Here is a 19,701-nt window from a genome sequence, read left to right as displayed (position 1 = left end):
AACATCGTCCTGCCGCCCCTACGTCGCGCGCTTCCGGCGCAGATGGACGATGACGTCGAGCCGCGCGATCTCGTGGCCGGGAAGCGCCTCGGGCAGCTTGGTGAAGGTCAGACCGTCGGCGACGTCGACCAGCAGATCCTCGCCTTCGAGGTAGAAGTGCGGGTGCACGGACGTATCGGTGTCGAAGAACGACTTGATGCCGTCGGCGGCGGTCCGGCGCAACAGGCCGGCTTCGGTGAACTGGTTCAGCGTGTTGTAGACGGTCGCGAGCGACAGGTACGCGTTCGCCGCCATCGCCTCTTCATGGAGTCCCTCGGCGGTGACGTGCCGGTGGCCGCGCAGGAACAGCAATTGGCCGAGCGCCAGGCGCTGGCGCGTCGGGCGCAGACCGGCATCGCCCAGCAATTGCAGGCAGCGCTGCACGCCCTCATCCGGCTCCGGCGCGACGACGTCCGGGCCGCTGTCGTCGCCCGCAGGGATAGTCGTGGCCTGCATATCCATCGATCGTCTCACGGCTGAAAGAACCAGGGCACGCAACGCGGCGTCCGGCCAGTTGCCACTCGATCGCAGAAACGGCGACTTGGCTTTGATCCGGATCAAATCCGGAAGCGGACGCCTCTGACCTATCGCAAGGCGGCCCGGTTTATTCCCGGCCAAAATGAGAGGCATCGATGAGGTTCACATGTCCCGTCCGGTTCCCGACAAGGCAGAGATCGCGATCGAATATCCCGACAAGTTCTATGTCGGCACCTTCGAGCACTCATCGCGGTTCGAGGCACGGCTCGACGGGAGCGGCGTCGCGCTGGTGCTGCAACATCCGGGCGCGGCCGACGAACGCAAGTCGGTGCATCTGCACATCAACTTCGGCCTGCTCGCCAGCATCCTGCGCGAGCTCGCAGGCAGCGTCGCTGCCCTCCCCAAGGATGACATCGCGCACCGCGAGCAACTCGCAGACGCCCTCGATGAGTTGCGGCGGGCGCTGCGATCGTCGTGAAGACTACTTCCCCTTCGCCTGTACCGGCTTCGGTGCCGGCACTTGCGCCCATTCCTTGTCGGCGCGGGGGCCGTTGAGATCGCCGGTCAGGCCGACCAGCTGGCCGGGCTGGACGTCAAGAGTCTGCTGCCAGGTCTGGGTCTGGCACAGGAACTTGATCAGGCATCCCTTGAGCTTGAGGCGGTCGGGGGATTCGCGCCACAGCGAGACCGAGTAGAACTTGCCGTCCTCGGCATTGTAGATGTCGCCGGCAAACCGCCCCTCTGCCGTCGCCTGCAGGCCCATGATGAGCTGGTGGCCGAGCAGCGCGCGGGCGCGCTTGTCTGCATCAGGGTTTTCCTTGTCGCGATAAGGCTGGCCGCGCTTGTCGGCCGGCTCCTTCATCCAGACGATGAAGCCGCAGATGCGCTCGCGCGACGGACCGCAGCGTTCGAGCCGAATGCGGGCGCGGCCGTCCTCGACCAGCCAGGTGCCGCTTGGATCAGTGGGCGCGGCAGCGCCGGCGCGGCCGCCGATGATCATCATCACGACGGTGATCGCGACGCGCAGCACGAAGCGGAGCAAGAAGTTCATCGGCAGCACCTTTCGTTGGGTGGATTGCGGCGTCAGTTGAGTTGCGCCATCAGCGCGTCGGCGCCCTTGTCGAGGCCGGCGGTGGCGGCGGCGAGCGAGCCGGCCGTAGCCTTGATGTCGTAGGCGCCCGGGTATTGCTTGGTGACGTAGGCCGAGAGCAGGCGCGAGGTCGTGGCGTCGAAGATCTCGACGCCGTAGACGACCGAGCCGGTCATCGTCCCCTCACCGTCGCGCGCGGCCTGCACGCCGTTGTAGACGGCGCCGGCGAGGTCGAAGCGTGAGAGCGTGCCGAGCACCGGCGTGTTGGTGACGGCGCCGGTGAGCGTCAGCCTGATCCGCAGCGTGTTCGGTCCGCGCTCGCGCACCAACGCGAAACGGCCGCGCAGCCGCTCGGCGAATGAATTCTGCATGTAGGCGGCGAGCGTCGCCTTGTCCTTGTCGGACATGTCGCCGAACTGGTGATCCTTGCCGCGGTAGACCACGACGGGATCGAGGATCACCTTATGGTACGCGCGCCAGTCCACCTGGGTGGAATAGCGGTAGGGCACGCGGCCGGAGGCGTCCGATTTGTCCGGGGCCATGTAGGCCGAGGACGCCATCTCCGAATAGGGCACGGGCGCGACCGAGGCGCAGCCGGCCGCGGCCGCGCAAAGCACCAGCATTCCCGGACCGCGCAGGGCGATCGAGCGATCCATTCCAGACTCCTCTAGCGGCTTTCAGCAAGGGCTATGGGGACCGCAGCCGCGTTTTGGGACCAGACGCGGCTGCGGCGCTCACCATTGCCGGCCCAAGGCATCGTCCGGGGCCATTTCAGAAGCCTTGGGCCGTCTCAGTGTTTCCGCTTATAAAACCGACCAGTTGGTTTGTAAAGTGCGAAAATGACGGTCTGGCACCTTTGGCCGCAGGCGCGGTTTTGGGCAGGCGCCGGTCGGAATTCGTTAACGATGCATCAGGCGCGCTTGCGCGGGGTTGCGGCCTTTGCCGCCGGCGCTGCGCCGGACTTGGCCGTGCGGACCTTCGCCGCCTTTTCGAGAGGACGCCACTGATCGTCATCGAGCAGGCGCGCGAACAGCCGCTGGTGCTCGTCCTTGCCAAGCGGCGACATGCCGAACAGCGAGCTCAACAACAGTCCCCGCGCCGCGGCCCAGCGCAACAGCGCGAGCTCGGGATCGGCGGCCTCCGCCTTGATCGCCTCCACCCGCTTCAACTCACGCTCGCGCGGCAGCACCATCAGACCGGGATTTTCGACCATGGCCGCAACAAGCGCCAGCGCTGCGGAATTCGGCGACGTGGCCGCTTCGCGTACGGTGGCAAGCTGCGTCGCCAGGTGGGGATTGGCCGAGGTCCCACTGACCTTCGCCATATAACGGAGCGAGAACTCCTCGAAATGATCCATCTGCCGCTCCAGGAGCGCCTTGAGCACGGCCTCCTTGGTGCGGAACTGGTGCATGACGCCGCCCTTGCTCAGACCGCTCTCGCGCGCGATGGCATCGAGCGTCAGCCGGCCGGGCCCGTCGCGCGCAATGATCCTGGTCGCCGCATCGAGCGCAGCGTTGCGGGACCGTTCGGAGCGCGTGGCATTGTCCATGGCGGACTTGTCTCCGTGACAGGAGAATGAATCAAGTGAAAACAGGACGCGCTGTACATTTTTTGTGCGAACACTGTCGAGACTTTCATCTTGCGGCGCCGAACGGGACTATGTGAGCTTCGATCTCGGATGGGGACTGGGATGGGCCGGCCGTAGCTTTGCGCGCCACAACGTGCGAAGCGCTTGCGGCCGGCCTCGTTTGAGAAAGATACGACATGCCAAAACGAGTGTTGCTTGGTCTTCTCCTGGCTTGCGGCCTCACGGCCTCGGCGCTGGCGCAAGAGCCAAAAACGGGGGGTGTGATCAACGCCGTGATCCAGCCCGAGCCGCCCGGCCTGATGCTGGCGATGGTCCAGAACGGCCCGGTGCAGATGGTGGCGGGCAACATCTTCGAAGGCCTGCTTCGCTACAGCCCGAAGCTCGAACCGCAGCCGGAGCTCGCCGAGAGCTGGAGCGTCAGCGAGGACGCGAAAACCTACACATTCAAGCTCAGGAAGGGCGTGACCTGGCATGACGGCAAGCCCTTCACCGCCGCCGACGTGCTGTTCTCGGTCGAGATGCTGAAGCAAACGCATGCGCGTGCCCGCAACAACCTCGCGCAGGTCGACAAGATCGAAGCGCCCGACGATTACACGGTGGTGTTCACACTGAAGCAGCCGTTCGGCCCGTTCCTCGGCATCTTCGAGGTCGGCTCGATGCCGATGGTGCCCAAGCATCTGTATGAAGGCACCGACTGGAAGACCAACCCTTACAACAACGCGCCGGTGGGCACCGGTCCCTTCATGTTCAAGGAATGGCAGAAGGGCTCGTTCATTCGCCTGGTCAAGAACCCGAACTATTACGAAAAGGGCAAGCCCTATATCGACGAGATCTACTGGCAGATCATCCCCGACGCTGCGGCGCGCTCGGTGGCCTACGAGACCGGCAAGGTCGACGTGCTGCCCGGCGGCTCGGTCGAGAACTTCGACGTGCCGCGGCTGTCCAAGCTGAAGGACACTTGCGTCACCGGCGCCGGCTGGGAGTTCTTCTCGCCGCTGGCCTGGCTGTGGCTCAACAACCGCCAGGGCCCGCTCGCCGACAAGCGGGTGCGGCAGGCGATCATGTATGCGATCGACCGGGATTTCGCCAAGGACGTGATCTGGAACGGGCTCGGCAAGGTCGCGACCGGCCCGTCCGCCTCGAGCATCAAGTACTACACCGCCGACGTGCCGAAATATCCGTACGATCCGGCCAAGGCCAAGGCGCTGCTGAAGGAGGCCGGCTACAAGGGCGAGAAGATCCGCCTGCTGCCGCTCGCCTATGGCGAGACCTGGCAGCGCTGGGGTGAAGCCGTGAAGCAGAACCTCCAGGACGTCGGCATGAACATCGAGACGATCGCCACCGACGTTGCCGGCGGCAACCAGAAGATCGGCGACTGGGACTACGACATCGCCTTCACATATCTCTACCAGTACGGCGATCCAGCCCTCGGTGTCGGGCGCAACTACGTCTCCAGCGCCATCGCCAAGGGCCAGGTGTTCAACAATGTCGAGGGCTACTCCAACCCGGAGATCGACAAGCTGTTCGCCGATGGCGCCGTCGCGACCTCGGATTCCAAGCGCGAGGAGATCTACGAGAAGGCGCAGAAGATCCTGGTCGAGGACGTGCCGGTGGCCTGGATGCTCGAATTGCAATTCCCAACCATCATGCGCTGCAAGGTCAAGAACCTGATCACCACCGGCATCGGCGTCAATGACGGTTTCAAGGACGCATGGCTCGACAAGTAGCGATGATTCGCGCCGCACGCTTGCTTCACCTCCCTCGCATGCGGGGGAGGTCGACGCGCTCGCAGAGCGCGGCGGGAGAGAGCTCTCTCCACTCGGCGTCCTCTCTGCGGAAATACCCTCTCCCCTGCCCTCTCCCGCCAGCGGGGGAGGGAGCGCACCGCGATTGCGGCTGCGTTCAACCTGATCTGATCGCCATCTAATTATGCTCTCCTTCGTCGCTCAGCGTGTCGTGAAGGGCGTGATCGTCCTGCTCGCGATCGTCGTTCTCAATTTCTTCCTGATCCGGCTTGCGCCCGGCGACCCCGCCGTCGTGATGGCGGGCGAGGCCGGGGCCAGCGACCAGATCTTCGTCCAGCAGCTCAGGGAGAAGTTCGGCCTCGACAAGCCTGTACCCGAGCAGCTCTTCATCTACGTCAAGGGCATCGTGACACTCGACCTCGGCTTCTCCTTCCGCCAGCAGGCGCCGGTGTCGAAGCTGATCCTGGAGCGGTTGCCGGCGACGCTCCTGCTCACGCTGACGGCCTTCGCGATCTCGCTGGTGCTCGGCATCCTGTTCGGCACCTTCGCGGCGCGCTTTGCCGGGACCTGGCTCGACACCGCGATCACGATCTTCGCGCTGGTCTTCTACGCCATGCCTATCTTCTGGGTGGCGCTGATGGGCATCCTGCTGTTCTCGGTCACCATGGATTGGCTGCCCAGCTTCGGCTACGAGACGGTCGGCGCCAATTTCTCCGGCCTTGGCCATGTGGTCGACGTCGCCAAACATCTGATCATGCCGGCGATGACGCTCGGCCTGTTCTTCATGGCGACCTACACCCGCATGACGCGAGCCTCGATGCTGGAGGTGAAACGGCTCGACTTCGTCAAGACCGCGCGCGCGAAGGGCCTTTCCGATGCCGTGATCCAGCGCCGCCATGTGCTGCGCAACGCGCTGCTGCCGGTCGTGACGCTCGCCGGCGTCCATTCCGGCACGCTGATCGGCGGCGCCGTCATTACGGAGACCGTGTTCGCCTGGCCCGGCATCGGACGCCTGATGTACGACGCACTGCTGCAGCGGGACTACAATCTGCTGCTCGGTGTGTTCGTGATCTGCTCCGCCATGGTCCTGACCTTCAACCTCATCACCGACCTGGTCTATCGCCTGGTCGACCCGCGCATCGAATTCACCTCATGAAACAGTTCTGGAAATCGATGCTGAAGAGCCCGAGCGGCGTCATCGGGCTCGTCATCCTGCTGCTCGCGATCGGAGTCGCGGTGTTCGGACCGATGCTGTTCCCGAACTCGCCCTGGCGCATGGTGCAGCGGCCGTTCCTGCCGCCGTTCACGCTCTCGACCGTACCGCTCGGTACCGATGCGCTCGGCCGCGACGTGTTCGCCGGCATGATCTTTGGCGCACGCGTTTCACTGCTGGTGGGCCTGGTCTCCACCCTGGTGGCGCTGGTCGTGGGCGTGCCGATCGGCGCCATGGCCGGCTATTTCGGCGGCAAGGTCGACGACGCCCTGATGCGCTTCACCGAGTTTTTCCAGACCATTCCGAGTTTCGCGCTCGCGATCGTGCTGGTCGCCATCCTGCAGCCCTCGATCTATTCGATCGTGGCCTCGATCGCCGTGGTGAGCTGGCCGCCGGTTGCCCGCCTCGTGCGCGGCGAGGTGCTGTCGCTGCGCACGCGCGAATACGTCCAGGCCGCCGTGGTCACCGGCCAGAGCAACGCCTGGATCATCCTGCGCGAGATCCTGCCCAACGCGCTGTCGCCGGTAATCGTGCTGGCGTCGCTGATGGTGGCGACCGCGATCCTGCTGGAATCCTCGCTGTCGTTCCTCGGCCTCGGCGATCCCAATCTGATCTCCTGGGGCTACATGGTCGGTGCCGGCCGCACCGTAATCCGCCAGGCCTGGTGGATCACGGTGTTTCCGGGCATCGCCATCCTGATCTCGGTGCTCGGCCTCAATTTGATCGGCGAAGGCCTCAACGACGCGCTCAACCCGCGCCTGTCGCGGGAGGGACGCTGACGATGACCGCCCCGCCCGCCGTCTCCATCAAGAACCTGCGCATCGCGCTGCCCAAGGGCGCCGAGCGAGACTTCGCCGTCGACGGCATCTCGCTCGATTTGCGGCCCGGCAAGATCGTCTGCGTCGTCGGCGAATCCGGCTCCGGCAAATCCATGTGTGCGCATGCGCTGATGGGTCTCCTGCCGGACACGGTCGACGTCGCCTCCGGCGAGATCCAGTTCGAAGGCCGCGACCTGCTCAAGCTCAATGACGACGGCTGGCGCGATCTGCGGGGCCGCAGGCTCGCCATGATCTTTCAGGAGCCGATGACCGCGCTCAATCCCCTGATGCGGATCGGCGACCAGATGGCGGAGATGTTCGAGGCCCACGGCCTGCTGACGCCGACGGAGCGGCGCGCAAGAGCGCTCTCGCTGGCGCGCGAGGTCGGCCTTCCCGACCCCGAGCGCATCGTGCGCGCCTATCCGCATCAGCTCTCCGGCGGCCAGCGCCAGCGCGCCATGATCGCCATGGCGCTGGCGCTCGAACCGGCGGTGCTGGTCGCGGACGAGCCGACGACCGCGCTCGACGTCACCACGCAGGCGCAGATCCTCAAATTGATCCGCAACCTCCAGCGCAACCGCAACATGGCGGTGATGTTCATCACCCATGATTTCGGCGTGGTCGCCGACATCGCCGACCAAGTCGTGGTGCTCAGGCATGGCAAGGTCGTGGAAGAAGGCCCCGCCGCGACCGTCTTCAACGAGCCGCAGCACGACTACACCAAGGCGTTGCTCGCCGCCGTGCCGACGATGGATCCGCCGGCACGCCAGCCGCTCGACGATCAAGCCAGGGCCGTCGAGGTGATCGGGCTGGACAAGACCTACGTCACCTCGGGCGGCTGGTTTCGCGAGGACCGCCGCGTCGATGCGGCGCGCCAGGTCAACTTCAACATCCTCAAGGGCGAGACGCTTGGCCTCGTCGGCGAATCCGGCTCGGGCAAATCGTCGGTAGCGCGCCTGGTGATGCGGCTGATCGAGGGCGATCGCGGCACGGTGCGGATCGGCGAGACCGATCTTACCTCGCTCTCGGGCAAGGCGCTGCGTGCGGAGCGCCATCGTATCCAGATGATCTTTCAGGACCCGTTTGCCTCGCTCAATCCGCGCCGCAAGGTTGGCCACATCATTGCCGACGGCCCGATCGCCGCCGGCACCGGTCAGAAGGTGGCGTTCGACCGCGCACGCGATCTCCTGAAGATGGTCGGCCTGGACGCGGGCGCGCTCGAGCGCTATCCGCATGAATTCTCCGGCGGCCAGCGCCAGCGTATCGGCATTGCGCGCGCACTTGCACTCGAGCCCGAGATCATCGTCGCGGACGAAGCCGTCTCCGCGCTCGACGTATCCGTGCAGGCGCAAGTGCTGAAACTGCTCGAAGACCTCAAGGCGCGCCTCGGACTCTCGATGCTCTTCATCACCCACGATCTGCGTGTCGCCGCCCAGATCTGCGACCGCATCGCGGTGATGCAGCGCGGCGCCATCGTCGAGCTGAAGCCGACCGCACAGCTGTTCGCATCTCCGGAGCACCCCTACACCCGCGAATTGCTGGCGGCCGTGCCCGGGCGGAAGGAACGGGCGCCGGCAGCGTGAGGTAACCGGTTCTACCGGGCACCGATATTCGGCCGATTTTCCACAGGAACGGGGCGGTCACGCGCTTGTTATTGCTTCAACAGCGCTGCTCCGGCTTCAAAGCCGCGAGCGGCATCCTACATGCTTGGCATGACATTCATCATCTAATGATGCCGTTCAACGTTTGGAGCGAATATGGGCGAAGTCATTCGGTTTGTCTCGAAATCGGAGCGCGAGCGAGAGCGCCTCATTCGAGAAGCGCGCGCGATCTACGACAGCATCTTCCCGCCTGCTGATCCGGCGAGCGAGCAGTCGGGCGGAGCTACCGCGCGTCGCGGCGACGGAGGCAACCTCGCGTGATCAAGATCATCGCCGTGCTCTGCAACCTCGCCTCTCCGGCGAACTGTCATGAGCTAACCGTCACCACGTCCGACTTCGCCGACGTTTCGATGCAATCGTGCCTGATGGGTGCGCCGCAGCTCGCCGAATGGATGAACCAGCATCCGGCCGAGCGCCTCGCCGGATGGCGCTGCGTGATCGGCCAACAGGCCCGCAGGGGCGCCTGAAGTCATAGGCTGCGATCCGGTTGAACCGTGACGACGGCGCATCTCCCAGCTAGGATGGCATCGAGCTGACTGGCTAAGGGGGATGCCGGATGGAGGTCGCCAGCCTCGTTCTTCCCGTGTTCGCGATCATCGTCACCGGGTGGCTCGCCGGCGAGCTCGGCTATCTCTCCCGCTCGCTTGCCGATGCCCTGGTGCATTTTGCCTACAACGTGGCGATGCCGGCGCTGCTGATCGTCACGATCGCGCAGGAGCCGGCACGCCATCTGCTGGAATGGCGTTTCCTGCTCGCCTTCGGCGGCGGCTCCCTGATCTGCTTCGCGCTCGTCTTCGTGACCGTCCGCGCCGGCGGCAACCACGATCTCGCCAGCAGCACCATCCATGGCATGGCGGCGGCGATGACCAATACAGGGTTCGTCGCACTGCCGATCCTGCATGCGATCTACGGCCAGCCTGCGGTCCTGCCTGCCGCGGTCGCGACGGTGTTCGTGGCGGCAGTGATGTTTCCGATCACAGTCATCCTGATGGAAAGGCGCGATGCGCGGGGGACATCCGCGTCCTCCGCCGGACTGGTGAAGCAGATCCTGCTCAATCCGATGGTCCTGTCGACGCTGATTGGTCTCGCCTGGGCGATCACGGGCTTGCCGATTCCGGCACCGGTCGCGGCCTACCTGAACATGATTGCCGCGGCGCTCACGCCCTGCGCGCTGTTTGCGATCGGACTAGGCCTGTCCCTGGAGGACCTGCGGTCGAGCCTGAAGGCATCGTTCGCGCTCGCGGCGGTGAAACTGGTGATCATGCCAACGATCGTCTACGGCCTCTGTGTGGTCCTGGCCCTCAGCCCTCTCTACACGGTCGCCGCGGTCGTGTGCGCGGCGGTGCCTACGGCCAAGACCGTCTACGTGCTCGCACACGAGCACAAGGTCGAGGAGAAACTGGTTGCGGCTACGGTCTCGGTCACGACGATGCTGTCGGTCGCGACATTGCTGGTCGCGCTCTATTTGCTCTCCGGTCTCGCGACCGGCCCGCGCTGACCGGCATCGGCTCGCACCAGAGGTGTTCTCTATCTCGTGGTGTTGCTCCAGGTCGGGACCGAATTGGTCACGCCGACCGACGGCCAATTGTACGTTCCGACCGACGGCGCTGTGACCGTGCCGACCGTCTGTCCGGACGCCCCGTAGGACGCCCCCGGCTGCACCGCCGGCGCGCCGGCGCCGCGATAGGTCGGAGCCACGACGCTCGTGCTGTGATGTCGGCTCGATCGGGCCTTCTTCGCTTCAGCCGCAAACGGCGCGGCGAGCAGCCCGGCCGTCATGAGCGCGGCAATGGCGAATTTGAGGCTTGTCATGGTTGATCCCTCGGTTGCTAGCGGCCCCCCGTGCCATGTGCTCATTCCTCGGGCAATTTCCATGGGCACAGGATCATAACTCCGTGCGAACGCAAATGTGCCGGAGCATGGTCGCACCGCGTTTACCGCCACTTCGGCCGGCAGGCATGGCGGCCATGCCGCTCCTTCACGGTCGCGACCGAATGCATGAGTTCCTTGAATGCGGCGATCGCCTTGTCGTCAGCGAGCGCTTGATCTGGCCTCGCCTCCAGGTGCTCGATCACGGCCAGCAGCGCATCGGCGATTTGCCCGATCTGCTTGCCGTAGCCGGCGACGTCCGACAGCACGTCCTTCTCGACATCGGGCGCCGAGGATTGCCCGACCGTGATGTTGACGAGGCCGAACTGGCCGCCGGCAGGACTGAAAAACGATGGATAGATCGACTGGACGACATCCCCCGACAGGGGCAGCTTGAAAACAGGCATGCCATTTCCCCTCGCTGACGCTCGACCGGCGGGGACACACTATCATGATCACGCCTGTCTTCGGATCGACCCGAATCAGCGCTAGTGCATTGCCTTCAGTGACTTCCCTGGACGCAAGCAGCATGACCGGCCCCGAACTGAAGCAACTCCGCGCCGACCTCTCCGACGCCCTCGAGCGCAAGCTCACCGCGGTCGACATGGCCAGGCTGTGCGGATTGCCGGAGAAGGGCGGCGCCGACACCATCAGGCGGTGGGAGGTGAGCGGCCCGACGCCGTCGGCGACCAAGGTGCTGCGCGTGCTCGCGATGGCGAGCGAGCGCTATCCGATCCTGGAGAAGTTCGACATCTTCGATCGTCACGACGTACGCGAGGAAGACCGGCCCGCAAAGCGCGCGGCTTTTCGCGAACAGATGCGCGATGAGGCGCGTCGGCGCCTTGGTTAACAAGAGGCGCGCACAAGTTACCTGCGGGGCACGAAGTTAAGCCTTCCTTCAGCATTTCTTAAGCCGACATTAAGCACAAAAATCATTTACAGCCCAATAAGTTAGGTTGGCTGTCGCTGTGCCATGCATGTGACAGCATTTTCGTCAAAAGCGAGCTATCTGCAAAACCAACGACGGCGCGGAAAGCGCGCCTGCCGGGGACCTAAGTGTTGGAGTTTGGACTATGAAGAAGATTCTGTTTGCGACCGTTGCGCTGCTCGTGGTGGGCGCTGCCGCGCCGGCCGTCGGCGCCGATCTCGGTAACCGCAATTACTACAAGGCGCCCGCGCCGGCTTATGCCGCGCCGATCTACAACTGGACCGGTTTCTACCTCGGTGCGCATGTCGGTGGCGCGTTCTCCAGCGACAACAATTTCAGCGGCCTCTCCACCGGCAACAACGGCAATGGCCGTTTCCTCGGCGGCCTGCAGGCCGGTGCGGACTGGCAGTTCAACCCGAACTTCGTGGTCGGCGTCGAAGGCCAGTATTCCTGGCTCTCCGGCAGCGTCGGCGCGGTGTTTCCGGGCGGCGTCGCCTACACCAACGACCAGCGCGGCCTCGGCTCGATCACCGGCCGGGTCGGCTACACCTGGGGTCCTGGCCTGCTCTACGTGAAGGGCGGCTACGCCTATTCGGACAACAACGAGAAGGTGACGGTCGGCGGCGTGCCGACCGGCTTCATCATCGATGGCGATCACCGCAACGGTTACACCGTCGGTGCCGGCCTCGAGTACATGTTCGCCCCGAACTGGTCGGCCAAGGCCGAGTACCAGTACTATAATTTCGGCGACGCGCACTTCACCGCAGGCCCGCTGGCGGGCACCGGCAACTTCACCACCGACGACCACACCATCAAGGCGGGCGTCAACTACCGCTTCAATTGGGCCGGCCCGGTCGCCGCGCGCTACTGAACGGTTATCAAGACCTTATCGTGATGAGGGGCCGGCAGCGTTTGCCGGCCCTTCTTTTTTCGCTGTGCGGAACGAACCCAAGCAATTGCCCCAATTGCGATTTTTTAACCGGCGCTGCCGATACTGCCGGCCACAGAACAGAAGCATGAGCGTGGGGGAATTTCGATGGCGATCCGTATCAGTGCTGGCCGTTTCGTGAGCCGCTTCCGGCCTCGCTTCAAGATGCCGAAATGGGGCGTGCGCGGCAGCCTGTTCACGGCCTTCGCGGTGATCGCAGGCATGGGCCTCGTGATCGCGGCCGGCGCCGGCTTCGTGTTCAACCATCTCGGCAGCACCATGATGGATCTGAGCGGGCGCGACATTCCGCGCCTCTCCGCGAGCCTTCAACTCGCATCGCAAAGCGCAACGCTCGCGGCGCAGGGGCCGGGCCTGCTGGCATCGCCCTCGGACGAGGCGCTGAACGAGCGCACCAAGAGCGTAAAGAATATCCAGCAGCTCGCCATGGCCAAGCTCGGCGAGATCATCGAGCTCGGCGCCGACAAGCAGATCGCGACCGCGCTGCGCGACACCGCAAAGAGCATCGACGAAGCGACCCAGAGCCTGGTGTCGGCCGCGCGCGAGCGGCTCGATACCGGCGCGCAGCATGACAAGCAATATGAAGCGCTGCGTAAGGCACAGCTCACCTTCGTCGGCGCGGCCGGTCCTGCGATGCTGGACGCACAGACGCGCCTGAACGCGATCCTCGGCGCAGCCGAAGTTTCCGCCGATGACGCCACCGAGGCCGCCCGCACCGTCGCTCAGGTCGCGACGATCTCCACCAACGGCAATCTGATGGCCGCCGACATGATGGCGGCGCTTTCGGCAAACAACAGCGACACGCTGGAGGCGATCGAGAAGGAGTTCAAGGCGACGCGCGACCGCGTCAAGTCGAACCTCGAGGACCTGCCGAACATGACCTCGATGCAGGCGGTGCGCGACGCCGTGCAAAAGCTGTTCGGATTCGGCGAGGGCAAGACGGGCGTGTTCAAGATCCGCCAGAAGGAGCTCGACGCCATCGACTACGGCCAGACCATCCTGGACGAGACCCGCAAGCTCAATGTCGGCCTCGGCATCAGCGTGCAGCAGCTCGTCGACGGCGTGCAGAAGGAGACCAACGCTTCGACCTTCCAGGCGCGGCAGGAGATCTCGCTGGCGACGACCGCGATGCTGGCCCTCGGCGCACTCATGCTGGTCGGCTCGGCCCTGTTCGTCTGGCTCTATGTCGGACGAAACATCCTGCGCCGGATCACCGGCCTGCAGCGCGCCATGCAGTCACTCTCGGCCGGCGATCTCGACACCGAGATCGCGCGCGCCAGGCACAATGACGAGATCGGCGCGATGACCGACACGCTGACCGTGTTCCGCGACAGCATGATCGAGGCCCGCGCGCTCGCGAGCGAGCAGGACAAGGACCGCGTCGCCAAGGCCGAGCGTGCCGCACGCATGGAGGCGAAGATCGCCGAATTCGAAGGCACGGTGCGCTCCGCGCTGGACAATCTCGCGCAGTCGGCCAACTCGATGCAGACGACCGCACAGAGCATGTCGAACACCGCCGACCAGTCCAATGCGCTGGTGAACGCGGTCGCTTCCGCCGCGGAGGAAACGTCGGTCAACGTGCAGACCGTGTCGTCCGGCACCGAGCAGCTCTCGTCCTCGATCGAGGAGATCAGCAAGCAGGTCGTCACCTCGTCCGCGATCGCCAGAAAGGCGGTCGACGAGGCAGGCGCCACCGACGCCACGGTGCAGAGCCTCGCTGACAGCGCCAGCCGCATCAGCGTCGTGGTCGACCTGATCCAGACCATCGCCTCGCAGACCAATCTGCTGGCGCTCAACGCCACCATCGAGGCGGCGCGCGCGGGCGAGGCCGGCCGTGGCTTCGCGGTGGTCGCCTCCGAGGTGAAGAGCCTGGCGAGCCAGACCGCCAAGGCAACGGAGGAAATCCGCGCCCAGATCGCCAGCATGCAGCAGGTCACCACCTCGGCAGTCGGTGCCATCCAGGGCATCGGCCGGATCATCGGCGAGATCAACAACGTCACCACCACGATCGCGGCCGCGGTCGAGGAACAGGGCGCGGCGACCCGCGAGATCGCCCGCAACATCCAGCATGCGGCCGGCGGCACCAGCGAGGTTTCCAGCAACATCGTCGGCGTCTCCACCGCCTCGGCGGAAGCCGGCGCAGCGGCGAGCGAAGTGCTTGGCGCCTCCGACGCGCTCCGCCGCGAAGCCGACATGCTGCGCGGAGAGATCGACGCGTTCCTCAACAATATGCGGGCCGCGTAAGCAGCCGTCCCATGGCCCGGACGGAGCGCAGTCCGAGATAGTGCCGCAAGCGAGAAAGGCCCGGGTTGCGCTGCGCTCCATCCGGGCTGCGGAAAAACCCGTCCGGCATGACCGCCATGCGGCGGCCAGCTCGCGTCCTTTTTCGGCTGGCGCGCCGCAGCCAGTGGGTTTAAGTCGGTAGCATGAACTCAAAGAGCGACATTGTGCAGTCCTTCGCCGAGGCCCTGCGCTACCCCTGGGAACAACATCCCGGCCCGGAGCAGGTCGTCGAGGTGAAGCCGGGCGTGTTGTGGGCGCGGCTGAAGCTGCCGTTCCGCCTCAACCATGTGAACATCTACCTGCTCGCCGACGGCGACGGCTATGCCATCGTCGATACCGGCTTCGGCAATGAAGAGACAATCGAGGCCTGGACCAGGCTGTTCGACGGACCGCTGAAGGGCGTCAACATCACGCGCCTGATCGTGACCCATTCCCATCCCGATCATGTTGGGCTGGCGGGGTGGATCGTCGAGCGGTTCAGCTGCCCGCTGGTGATGTCGCAGGTCGAATATCTGCAATCGGTCTATCACCAGAACCGCGGCACCGAGGAACGGCAGGAGGCGCAGCGGTTGTTCTTCCGCCGCCACGGCATGGACGAGTCGCTCACCGAAAAACTGCTCGGCCGGGGCCAGGACTATCTCAAGCGCGTCTCGGTGCTGCCGCCGTCCTATCGCCGCATCTCGCATGGCGACGACGTCGTGATTGGCACGCGCCGCTTCAAGGTGATCACCGGCGGCGGTCACGCGCTCGACCAGGTGATGCTGTATTGCGCCGACGACAAGCTGTTCCTCTCGGCAGACCAGGTGCTGAGCAAGATCTCGCCGAACGTCAGCGTGTGGGCGGTCGAGCCCGACCAGAACTCGCTCGGCGAATATCTGGCCTCGCTCGCCAGCCTCACCACGACGCTGCCCTATGACGTGCTGGTGCTGCCGGGCCACGGCGTGCCGTTCTACGGACTGAAGACCCGCATCAAGCAGCTCGCCGATCACCACGAGGAGCGTTGCCGCCTGATCGCGGAAGCCTGCCGCGAGGTGCCGCAGACCTCGCGGGCCCTGGTGCCAGTCGTATTCAACAAGCACGTGCTGGACGAGCACCAGATGGGTTTTGCCGCCGGCGAGCTCGTCGCCCACGTCAACTACATGATCGTCGAAGGCCGGTTGACGGCCGAAACCAAGGACGGCGTGCTCCAGTTCAGGACGACTTGAGCTCTGGCTTCGTTTCTCCCTCCCTGCAGGGAGGGACCAGGCGTCAGTAGTCCACCTTCATCAGATACAGCCCCTCCGGAGGGGCGACGATGCCGCAGGCGGCGCGGTTGCGGGCGGCAAGCGCGGCCGAGAGATCGTCCGCGGTCCAGCGGCCTTCGCCGACCCACATCAGCGAGCCGACCATCGAGCGCACCTGGCTGTGCAGGAAAGAGCGCGCCGAGGTGACGACGGTGACCTCGCGGCCGTCGCGCATCACGTCGAGCTGGTCGAGCGTCTTCTCCGGCGACTTCGCCTGACACTCGGTGTCGCGGAACGTCGTGAAATCGTGCTTGCCAAGCAGGTGTTGTGCCGCTGCGTGCATCGCGTCGGCGTCGAGCCGGCGCGGCACGCGCCAGGCGTGGCCGATATCGAGCGCGAGATTGGCGCGGGTGTTAACGATGCGGTAGCGGTAGTGGCGCTTCACCGCCGAGAAGCGGGCCTCGAATGTATCAGGCACGATCTCGGCCTCTAGCACCGCGATCGGATGCGGCCGCAGATGCGCGTTCAGCCCGTCGCGAAAACGGCCCGGCGGAAACTGCTTCTCGATGTCGACATGGGCAACCTGGCCGCGCGCATGCACGCCGGCATCGGTGCGGCCCGCACCGTGGACGCGCAGATCCGCGCCGGTCATCGCCTTCACGGCGGCCTCCAGCGCGCCTTGCACCGACGGCAGCGTCTCCTGCACCTGCCAGCCGAAAAACGGCGCGCCGTCATATTCGATGGTGAGCTTGTAGCGGGGCATCAAGCCAGCCGCATCGGCGGCTTCAGAGGCACACCGCGCAAGAAGTCCACGGCCTGCATGCGCGCCTTGCCTTCGCGCTGGAGCTCGAGGACGCGTATGGCGCCCTCGCCGCAGGCGATCGTCAGTTGGTCGTCGAGCACCGCTCCCGGCGCGCCAAAACCCTTCGCGAGTTCACACCGCAGGATTTTTACGCGCACATTTTCGCTCAGCCCGGCCAGCTCGGCCCAGGCGCCGGGGAACGGCGACAGGCCGTGGATGTGGCGCAGCACCTCGCGCGCCGGCTTCGTCCAGTCGATCCGCGCCTCGGCCTTGTCGATCTTGGCAGCATAGGTCACGCCGTCCTCGCTCTGCTTCCGGAGCTGAAGTCCGCCGCGGGCGAGCGCAGCCATCGCGCGCACCATCAGATCGGCGCCAAGCCGGGACAGACGGTCGTGCAAATCGGCCGCGGTCATGGTGTCGGTGATCGCCAGCCGTTCGGCCATGGCGACGTCGCCGGTGTCGAGGCCGACATCCATCTTCATCACCATGACACCGCTCTCGGCATCGCCCGCCATGATCGCGCGGTTGATGGGAGCTGCGCCACGCCAGCGCGGCAGCAGCGAGGCGTGCAGATTGTAGCAGCCGAGCTTTGGCGCATCGAGGATGACCTGCGGCAGGATCATGCCGTAGGCGACGACGACGGCCGCGTCGGCGTCAAAGGCGCGGAACTGTTCCAGCGCTTCGGGCGTCTTCAACGTCTTCGGCGTCAGCACGGGAACGCCGAGTTTTCGCGCGGCTTCCTCGACGGGGGTCGGCTGCAATTGCAGGCCGCGCCGTCCGCCCGGCTTCGGCGCGCGCGTATATACCGCCGCAATCTCGTGACCATGCGCGACGAGCTCGAGCAGCGTCGGCACGGAGAAATCGGGCGTGCCCATGAAGATCAGACGGAGGGGCATGACAAGAACTCGATACGTTCCCTCCCCCCTTGCGGGGGAGGGCTAGGGAGGGGGGTGCCACACGACGCGCTCTCTCGGTTTGAGCGCGGGCGCCTTGTTGTTTGCACTCCGCAGATCGGGAGCACCTTTTGCTGGTCTACCCCCCTCCCCTGCCCTCCCCCGCAAGGGGGGAGGGAGCAGAGTGGAGTGCCTGGCTACTAATCGCTCACTCCGCCCGCTTGGCGGCCTTCTCGAACTTCTTGATCACGCGGTCGCGCTTGAGCTTCGACAGATAGTCGACGAACAGGACGCCGTTGAGATGGTCGATCTCGTGCTGGATGCAGGTGGCGTAGAGGCCTTCGGCGTCCTCTTCGTGCACCTTGCCGTCGAGATCGGTGAAGCGCACGCGCACCTTGGCAGGCCGCTCGACCTCCTCGTAATATTCGGGGATCGACAGGCAGCCTTCCTCGTAGACCGACAGATCCTCGGAGGAGGCGATGATCTCGGGATTGATGAAGACTCGCGGCTCCGGCTTGGTCTCGCCGTCCTGGTCCGGCTTGGCCAGATCCATGGTGATGAGCCGCAGCGGCCGCGCGATCTGGATCGCCGCCAGGCCGATGCCGGGCGCGTCGTACATGGTTTCGAACATGTCGTCGGCAAGCTTGCGGATCTCCGGCGTGACCTTCTCGATCGGCTTGGAGACCAGACGCAGCTGCTTGTCGGGCAGGATGATGATTTCTCTGAGGGCCATGGCCGCGATTTAAGCTGCGCACCGGATGCGGTCAATCCGGCCGGGAACTCCGTTAACGATCCGCTAACCATAAAACTTCAGGTTTCGTTAACCACGAAAATTAGGGGGTAGTTAACCATAAATGTTCGCTATTCGTTCGTGTCGCCAGGCGAATCGGCTAGAAGGACAGGCATGAACGAGACCATTTTCATGCTCGGCGACTGGCCGGTGCGCACCATCGATGCGCTGATCGGCTTCGGCGTCCTGGTCCTCATCCTGCTGGTGATGATTGCGGTCGTGATCGCGAGGTCAGGGCGGCGCGGCGCGGAACTCGCGATGGCGAATGCCATCCGGGCCGACGAGCTCGAGGAGCGCATCAGCCAGATGCTGCACGCCCAGAGCGAGTCCTCGGGCCGGGTCGATGCCATGACCCAGGCGCTGGCCGGCCGCCAGGCCGAGATGGCGCGCGCGGTCAACGAGCGGCTGGATTCGGTGACCCACCGCGTCGGCCAGTCCATGGAGCACTCTACCCGCAACACCATGGAGAGCCTGCGCGCGCTGCACGAGCGGCTCGGCATCATCGACAGCGCCCACAAGAACCTCACCGACCTCACCACCCAGGTGACGACCTTGCGCGATGTGCTCGCCAACAAGCAGTCGCGCGGCGCCTTCGGACAAGCGCGGATGGAGGCGATCGTCCAGGACGGTCTGCCGAAGGGTGCCTACGAATTCCAGTTCACGCTTTCGACCGGCAAGCGGCCCGACTGCGTTGTGTTCCTGCCCGACCAGCGCCCGCTCTGCATCGATGCGAAATTCCCGCTGGAAGCGATGACCGCGCTGCACGACGCCCGCACCGACGAGGAGAAGCGGACCGCGGCGCAGCGGCTGCGCAGCGACGTGATGAAGCATGTCAGCGACATCGCGGAAAAATACCTCGTCACCGGCGAGACCCAGGAGATGGCGCTGATGTTCGTGCCGTCGGAATCGGTCTATGCCGAGATCCACGACGGTTTCGACGACGTGATCCAGAAGGCCTACCGCGCCCGCGTGGTGCTGGTGTCGCCCTCGCTGCTGATGCTGGCGATCCAGGTGATGCAGCAGATCATGAAGGACGCGCGCATGCGCGACGCGGCCGACCAGATCCGCACCGAAGTGATCAAGCTCGGCGACGACCTCGGCCGCCTGCGCGACCGCGTGCTGAAACTGCAGAAGCACTTTGCCGACGCCAACGAGGACGTCCGCCAGGTGCTGATCTCCGCCGACAAGATCGAGAAGCGCGCAGGAAGAATCGAGGAGCTCGATTTCAGCAAGACCGATGCGCCCGAAGGCCCGCACCTGGTGGCGACAGGTGCTCCGGAGCTGTTCCCGAGGAAGCTCCAGGCGGGGGAGTGAGGCACTTCCCTCTCCCCCGTAA

22 protein-coding genes are annotated in these 19,701 nt (G+C 65.1%); 13 read left to right on the top strand and 9 right to left on the bottom strand.

Annotation, left to right across the window (positions count from 1 at the left end; translation table 11 throughout):
* Window positions 1-18 precede the first annotated feature (18 nt).
* On the bottom strand, window positions 19-501 hold the full coding sequence (gene irr / locus JQ572_RS05445) for a Fur family transcriptional regulator Irr (RefSeq protein WP_249128821.1): 483 nt from the start codon (window positions 499-501) through the stop codon (window positions 19-21).
* A 181-nt stretch (window positions 502-682) separates the two neighbouring features.
* Here irr and JQ572_RS05440 point away from each other — a divergent pair, with 181 nt between their 5' ends.
* Entirely contained in the window at window positions 683-994 is a 312-nt protein-coding gene (locus JQ572_RS05440) for a hypothetical protein (RefSeq protein ID WP_211381921.1), read from the top strand.
* 3 nt (window positions 995-997) lie between these two features.
* On the opposite strand, the gene JQ572_RS05435 is transcribed toward JQ572_RS05440, so the two are convergent.
* The 3 genes from JQ572_RS05435 to JQ572_RS05425 all read right to left on the bottom strand — a co-directional run bounded on the left by JQ572_RS05435 (window position 998) and on the right by JQ572_RS05425 (window position 3,155).
* Window positions 998-1,567: a DUF2147 domain-containing protein gene (locus tag JQ572_RS05435; RefSeq protein ID WP_211381920.1), complete on the bottom strand. Its 570-nt coding sequence runs from the start codon at window positions 1,565-1,567 to the stop codon at window positions 998-1,000.
* A 32-nt stretch (window positions 1,568-1,599) separates the two neighbouring features.
* Window positions 1,600-2,262, bottom strand: a complete 663-nt coding sequence (locus tag JQ572_RS05430) for a DUF3313 domain-containing protein (protein ID WP_211381919.1) — start codon at window positions 2,260-2,262, stop codon at window positions 1,600-1,602.
* Between the two features lie 254 nt (window positions 2,263-2,516).
* A complete protein-coding gene (locus JQ572_RS05425; RefSeq protein ID WP_211381918.1) occupies window positions 2,517-3,155 on the bottom strand; it encodes a TetR/AcrR family transcriptional regulator in 639 nt (212 codons plus the stop codon).
* 215 nt (window positions 3,156-3,370) lie between these two features.
* Between JQ572_RS05425 and JQ572_RS05420 the strand changes: the two genes are divergently transcribed.
* From JQ572_RS05420 to JQ572_RS05390, 7 genes are all read left to right on the top strand, one after another.
* Window positions 3,371-4,921, top strand: coding sequence for an ABC transporter substrate-binding protein (locus JQ572_RS05420; RefSeq protein ID WP_211381917.1), 1,551 nt, complete (start codon window positions 3,371-3,373; stop codon window positions 4,919-4,921).
* 202 nt (window positions 4,922-5,123) lie between these two features.
* Entirely contained in the window at window positions 5,124-6,095 is a 972-nt protein-coding gene (locus JQ572_RS05415) for an ABC transporter permease (RefSeq protein ID WP_211381916.1), read from the top strand.
* Entirely contained in the window at window positions 6,092-6,931 is an 840-nt protein-coding gene (locus JQ572_RS05410; protein ID WP_211381915.1) for an ABC transporter permease, read from the top strand. The genes JQ572_RS05415 and JQ572_RS05410 overlap by 4 nt, the downstream gene beginning before the upstream one ends.
* Window positions 6,932-6,933: 2 nt before the next feature.
* Window positions 6,934-8,553 (top strand): ABC transporter ATP-binding protein, encoded by a 1,620-nt coding sequence (locus JQ572_RS05405; protein ID WP_211381914.1) that lies wholly within the window; start codon window positions 6,934-6,936, stop codon window positions 8,551-8,553.
* Window positions 8,554-8,727: 174 nt separating this feature from the next.
* Complete coding sequence (locus tag JQ572_RS05400) at window positions 8,728-8,892, top strand: hypothetical protein (RefSeq protein ID WP_211381913.1); 165 nt, start codon at window positions 8,728-8,730, stop codon at window positions 8,890-8,892.
* Window positions 8,889-9,098: a hypothetical protein gene (locus JQ572_RS05395; protein WP_211381912.1), complete on the top strand. Its 210-nt coding sequence runs from the start codon at window positions 8,889-8,891 to the stop codon at window positions 9,096-9,098. The genes JQ572_RS05400 and JQ572_RS05395 overlap by 4 nt, the downstream gene beginning before the upstream one ends.
* A gap of 89 nt (window positions 9,099-9,187) precedes the next feature.
* Window positions 9,188-10,129, top strand: coding sequence for an AEC family transporter (locus JQ572_RS05390; RefSeq protein WP_211381911.1), 942 nt, complete (start codon window positions 9,188-9,190; stop codon window positions 10,127-10,129).
* A gap of 29 nt (window positions 10,130-10,158) precedes the next feature.
* Here the strand turns inward: JQ572_RS05390 and JQ572_RS05385 are convergent, their stop codons facing one another.
* Together JQ572_RS05385 and JQ572_RS05380 are read right to left on the bottom strand one after the other, a co-directional pair.
* Complete coding sequence (locus tag JQ572_RS05385) at window positions 10,159-10,443, bottom strand: hypothetical protein (RefSeq protein ID WP_211381910.1); 285 nt, start codon at window positions 10,441-10,443, stop codon at window positions 10,159-10,161.
* A 122-nt stretch (window positions 10,444-10,565) separates the two neighbouring features.
* The gene (locus JQ572_RS05380; protein ID WP_211381909.1) at window positions 10,566-10,907 is read right to left on the bottom strand and encodes a hypothetical protein; all 342 of its coding nucleotides are present in this window, start codon (window positions 10,905-10,907) and stop codon (window positions 10,566-10,568) included.
* A 122-nt stretch (window positions 10,908-11,029) separates the two neighbouring features.
* Here JQ572_RS05380 and JQ572_RS05375 point away from each other — a divergent pair, with 122 nt between their 5' ends.
* From JQ572_RS05375 to JQ572_RS05360, 4 genes are all read left to right on the top strand, one after another.
* Window positions 11,030-11,350, top strand: a complete 321-nt coding sequence (locus JQ572_RS05375; RefSeq protein ID WP_211381908.1) for a hypothetical protein — start codon at window positions 11,030-11,032, stop codon at window positions 11,348-11,350.
* Between the two features lie 223 nt (window positions 11,351-11,573).
* A complete protein-coding gene (locus JQ572_RS05370) occupies window positions 11,574-12,299 on the top strand; it encodes an outer membrane protein (RefSeq protein WP_211381907.1) in 726 nt (241 codons plus the stop codon).
* A gap of 165 nt (window positions 12,300-12,464) precedes the next feature.
* A complete protein-coding gene (locus JQ572_RS05365) occupies window positions 12,465-14,618 on the top strand; it encodes a methyl-accepting chemotaxis protein (protein ID WP_211381906.1) in 2,154 nt (717 codons plus the stop codon).
* 182 nt (window positions 14,619-14,800) lie between these two features.
* Window positions 14,801-15,862 (top strand): MBL fold metallo-hydrolase, encoded by a 1,062-nt coding sequence (locus tag JQ572_RS05360; protein ID WP_211381905.1) that lies wholly within the window; start codon window positions 14,801-14,803, stop codon window positions 15,860-15,862.
* 43 nt (window positions 15,863-15,905) lie between these two features.
* On the opposite strand, the gene truA is transcribed toward JQ572_RS05360, so the two are convergent.
* From truA to def, 3 genes are all read right to left on the bottom strand, one after another.
* On the bottom strand, window positions 15,906-16,643 hold the full coding sequence (gene truA / locus JQ572_RS05355; RefSeq protein WP_211381904.1) for a tRNA pseudouridine(38-40) synthase TruA: 738 nt from the start codon (window positions 16,641-16,643) through the stop codon (window positions 15,906-15,908).
* Window positions 16,643-17,578 carry a methionyl-tRNA formyltransferase gene (gene fmt / locus JQ572_RS05350; RefSeq protein ID WP_211381903.1) on the bottom strand — a complete coding sequence of 312 codons (936 nt, stop codon included), beginning with the start codon at window positions 17,576-17,578 and terminating at the stop codon, window positions 16,643-16,645. Before fmt ends, truA begins: the two co-directional genes overlap by 1 nt.
* Before the next feature lie 205 nt (window positions 17,579-17,783).
* On the bottom strand, window positions 17,784-18,308 hold the full coding sequence (gene def, locus JQ572_RS05345; protein ID WP_211381902.1) for a peptide deformylase: 525 nt from the start codon (window positions 18,306-18,308) through the stop codon (window positions 17,784-17,786).
* A gap of 171 nt (window positions 18,309-18,479) precedes the next feature.
* Here def and JQ572_RS05340 point away from each other — a divergent pair, with 171 nt between their 5' ends.
* On the top strand, window positions 18,480-19,679 hold the full coding sequence (locus JQ572_RS05340) for a DNA recombination protein RmuC (protein ID WP_211381901.1): 1,200 nt from the start codon (window positions 18,480-18,482) through the stop codon (window positions 19,677-19,679).
* Window positions 19,680-19,701: the final 22 nt, after the last annotated feature.

The sequence above is a fragment of the Bradyrhizobium sp. SZCCT0153 genome (assembly GCF_018129995.1).
In the GTDB taxonomy this organism is placed as follows: domain Bacteria; phylum Pseudomonadota; class Alphaproteobacteria; order Rhizobiales; family Xanthobacteraceae; genus Bradyrhizobium; species Bradyrhizobium japonicum_G.
The sequence above is the reverse complement of the archived record's forward strand: the minus strand, read 5'-3'. Positions and strand labels throughout refer to the sequence as shown.